Source organism: Flavobacterium frigidimaris (assembly GCF_002217275.1).
Classification (GTDB): domain Bacteria; phylum Bacteroidota; class Bacteroidia; order Flavobacteriales; family Flavobacteriaceae; genus Flavobacterium; species Flavobacterium aquidurense.
This window is the reverse complement of record NZ_MUGV01000066.1, coordinates 1-3,820: the sequence shown is the minus strand read 5'-3', so window position 1 is coordinate 3,820 and position 3,820 is coordinate 1. Positions and strand designations below refer to the sequence as shown.

Below are 3,820 nucleotides of genomic sequence, written 5' to 3'. Positions count from 1 at the left end.
TCATTCCGACGGAGGAGGAATCCCCGCAAGTAACTCGCCAAAGAATTAGCAAGCAAAGAGTATAAAAAATCAATACTCCACAAAAGTTCCATCAGCAGGAACAGCCGTTTTAGACAAAAGATCATTTTCTAACAAAGCATTTTTCAACTGCTCTCTCGTCGTCGGACAATGATTTAAAGCTTCTAAATGATTTGCAAAAACTTTTCCGGGTGCCAATGCAGCGAACTTCAAAATATCATTCATTCGCATTAATAGAGGCTGACCTATATCCAATCTCGCAGTCCCACAGGCAACAGTTGAAATATCTGGCTTGAATTCAACCAAAACTTTTTGAACGTGTTCCGTGAAAACGGTATCTGAACTAATGTAAATCGATTTTTCATTGGCTAATTCAATAAAAAAACCCATTACATTTCCCATGAATTTGGAGATAAATCCGTAACCATGTATAGCTGGAATTCCTGTTATTTTTCCATCCAGAAAAGGTTGGGGTTGCCAATAATCTAAAGTTTGACTAATGTTTAGACCTCTTTTCGTTAATTCCTTTTCAATTTGCACACTGCAGATTACAGGAATGGTTTTGCGTCTTAAAAAAACTTCGCCAGCTTTGTCGATGTGATCGGGATGCAAATGAGTAATAAGGCAATGTGTTACTCTGCTCAAAATTTCCCGACTGTTTTTGGGCAAAGAGACCAAAGGATTTCGATGAGGGCTGTACCGAAAAATTGTAAAGGGCGGAATCGTTTTTCTTTTTCCTAGCATCGGGTCAACTAAAATCACATGTTGTTCCGTTTCAATAACTAAAGTAGCGTTACGTAAATGATGTAATTTCATATCAAGCAAAATTAGAACTTAAAAATACAAAGTTTTTTCAAATTTAATTTACAGATTATTCTTTATTTTTAACAGAATTGTTATTATTTCTAATTGAAACTTTACAATGTTTTGAAAATAATTATGCAATAGAAAATCGAAACCCAATTCCGTGCAGGTTTTCTATTGAAATTCCGTTTTCATTCGCCAGGATTTTACGCAGTCGCGAAATGAAGACATCCAGGCTTCTTCCCATAAAATAATCATCTGTTCCCCAAAGTGAGGTCAGAATCTGTTCTCTTTTTAATACAGAGTTTTTATTATCTAGAAATAATTTCAGTAATTCGGCTTCGCGTTGCGTAAGACCAATCTTCTCACTTTCATTAAAAAGAATGAAGTTTTTGGTGTCGAACTGGTATTTTCCAATTTCGTAAACCGCTTTTTCAACCGGAATATTTTTTTGTGAACGCTTCAGGAAAATCTCAATTTTCAAAAGTAATTCTTCAATACTAAAAGGCTTTACCAAATAATCATCAGCTCCCAAACGCAATCCTTTAATACGGTCTTCCTTTAAAGTTTTGGCCGAAAGAAAAATAATAGGAATATCAGTATTGGCTTTTCTGATTTCAGTTGCCAATTCAAAACCGTCCATTTTGGGCATCATAATATCGAAAATACAAATGTCAAAATTTTCTTTTTTAAAGGTTTCCAGACCCAGTTTTCCGTCAGGACAATGAATAACCTCGTAGTTATTTTGTTCCAGATTGTCCTTCGTTAAAAACGCTAAGGTTTCATCGTCTTCGGTATAAAGTATTCTGAATTGTTTCATTTTTTATAAGGAATTGACAAAGTTATAGTGATGCCTTTTGCTACGTTATTTTCGGCTTTTATTTTCCAGTTTTGGAGATTGCAGATTTCTTTGACGTAATATAAACCAAGTCCAAAACCATTTACTTCATTACTTTTTTCATTTTGAGCACGATAAAACTTATCAAAGATAAGAGAAATGTTCTTAGGAGAAATTCCGATTCCGTTATCTACAAAAGCGATTTTTAAAATTTGATTTTCTAAGCCAATTCTAATTGTAATATTAGGTTTTTCAGAACAATATTTCACAGCATTGTCAAGTAAATTGTAAACTAAATTACTAAAATGAAAAACATCTGTTTCAATATAATACTCTTCCGATGCACTATCGATTTTAATTGTGGCTTCAGGGTATTTCATCTGAATATTTTCAATCGTTTCCTCAAGAATCGGAATAATTAAAAGTGTTTCTTTTTTTAGTTCCAAAGGCGAATAATCGGCTTTCGAAATATTTAAAATCTGTTCAATATGATTGTTGAGCTTATTGCTTTGATTAATAATGATATCTGTGTACGTATGCAGCTTTTTATCTTCTTTAATCGGGGTTTGTTCAATCAAATATTTTGATGCAATTAATATAGATGACAAAGGCGTTTTGAATTCATGCGTCATATTGTTAATAAAATCGCGTTGCAACTCCGAATATCTTTTTTGCTGTAAAAGCGTAAAAATTGAATACACATAAATCAGTAAAATCAAAATCAGTGCAATCGAAAGTATAAACCAAAAACGCATTGAACTGAACAAATAAGTCGTTTCATTAGGAAAACGAACCGCAAAATAATATACCAGATCTTTATGTTTTGGAAAAGAAACAGTCTTTTTTTCTTTTCCTTTTTCAGAAGATGAAATGTATTTTCCATAAACCATTTCGTCGCTTTGGCAATTGTACACCGCATATTCAAAATCGGTTGTAATGTGCATTTTTTTGAATTCTGATCGAAGATAAAATTCCAAAATATCAGGTTCAAAAGCATTCTCGATGTTTACGATATAATAGTCGTTGGAAATTTTTCGAACAGGATTTTGACAAGATGGTTCATGATCTTTTCCGTCATATAATTTTCGGGCAACTTCAAGCAAAGCAATATTGGCCTTTTGACTAAGTTTTTTTTGTTCGAGAGTAAAAGCCTCCTTTGTCCAAAGCAATTGCGCCACCAATATACTGATAATGGCGATCAATCCTAAGAGGATAATACTATTAAGTTTATTTATTTTCAAGAAAAGAGTGTTTTTTAGAATGTAATATTAATGAAAATTATAGTGAAAAACAGCGATTAACAAGTCGTTAACAAAGATTTGAAACCGGTTAACAGCGATTTGATTTTGTCTGAAGTACTTTTGAAATAGTAATTCGAACTATAAACCATAAAATATAATAACTATGAAAATTATCAAAATCTCAATGTTAGCTTTGGCTTTAGGGCTAATGTCTTTTTCAGCAATTGTACCGGTAAAAGTAATTGCTTCTAAAATTGAAAAAACAGCTTCGACAATTGCTTGGAAAGCTGAAACAGTTGATGTGGGACAAATTCCACAAGGAACGCCAAAAGCAATTGTGTACGAATTTAAAAACACCGGAAAAACGGCAGTTGTAATTACAAGTGTTCAGGGATCTTGCGGTTGTACTGCAACAGATTATACTAAAGAGCCAATTTTGCCTGGTAAAACGGCTAAAGTTACTGCTACTTATAATGCTGCAAACAAAGGGGCTTTTACAAAAACAGTAACAGTAACAACAAGTGCAGAAACTACTCCAAAAATTCTTACCCTCAAAGGAACGGTAATCTAAATAAAGGTTGATTTATAAAGGAAAGAACTCCAAATATGTAATGTATTTGGAGTTTTTTTATGCCTTTTTGTGACGTCAAAGAGAAAAGGATAACCCGCTTTATGAAGGCAATATTATTTTTCTCTTAAAGCCTTTGTTTTCATTAAATCTTTTTTATTTTTATTAAAAATATTATTATGAAAATTTTCTATTCGCCTGTCGTTTTTGTTATTCTGTTTTTAGTTTTTTCATGTAATTCCAAATCAGAAAAAAAAGAAGAAGACTTAAAAAAAACTTCAGAAAAAGTGATTCCGGAATTAAAACTTCATATTGACAGCGTTGCTGTTTCAAAATTTTATGAAGCCTATC

The 3,820-nt window shown here is 32.4% G+C and carries 4 protein-coding genes; 1 reads left to right on the top strand and 3 read right to left on the bottom strand.

Features of this window, described 5'->3' with window-relative positions:
• Positions 1–69: 69 nt before the first annotated feature.
• The 3 genes from B0A65_RS23035 to B0A65_RS23025 form a co-directional block, all read right to left on the bottom strand.
• Positions 70–834, bottom strand: a complete 765-nt coding sequence (locus B0A65_RS23035) for an MBL fold metallo-hydrolase (protein WP_074659114.1) — start codon at positions 832–834, stop codon at positions 70–72.
• A gap of 121 nt (positions 835–955) precedes the next feature.
• The gene (locus B0A65_RS23030; RefSeq protein WP_074659113.1) at positions 956–1,642 is read right to left on the bottom strand and encodes a response regulator transcription factor; all 687 of its coding nucleotides are present in this window, start codon (positions 1,640–1,642) and stop codon (positions 956–958) included.
• Positions 1,639–2,901 (bottom strand): sensor histidine kinase, encoded by a 1,263-nt coding sequence (locus tag B0A65_RS23025; protein ID WP_074659112.1) that lies wholly within the window; start codon positions 2,899–2,901, stop codon positions 1,639–1,641. The genes B0A65_RS23030 and B0A65_RS23025 overlap by 4 nt, the downstream gene beginning before the upstream one ends.
• Before the next feature lie 163 nt (positions 2,902–3,064).
• Between B0A65_RS23025 and B0A65_RS23020 the strand changes: the two genes are divergently transcribed.
• On the top strand, positions 3,065–3,472 hold the full coding sequence (locus B0A65_RS23020) for a DUF1573 domain-containing protein (protein ID WP_074659111.1): 408 nt from the start codon (positions 3,065–3,067) through the stop codon (positions 3,470–3,472).
• The last annotated feature ends 348 nt before the right edge of the window (positions 3,473–3,820 follow it).

What these genes read in the sequence shown, in the direction of transcription:
- B0A65_RS23035 (WP_074659114.1), bottom strand. Translation starts at nt 834, where the DNA reads ATGAAATTACATCATTTACGTAACGCTACTTTAGTTATTGAAACGGAA.
- B0A65_RS23020 (WP_074659111.1), top strand. Translation starts at nt 3,065, where the DNA reads ATGAAAATTATCAAAATCTCAATGTTAGCTTTGGCTTTAGGGCTAATG.
- B0A65_RS23030 (WP_074659113.1), bottom strand. Translation starts at nt 1,642, where the DNA reads ATGAAACAATTCAGAATACTTTATACCGAAGACGATGAAACCTTAGCG.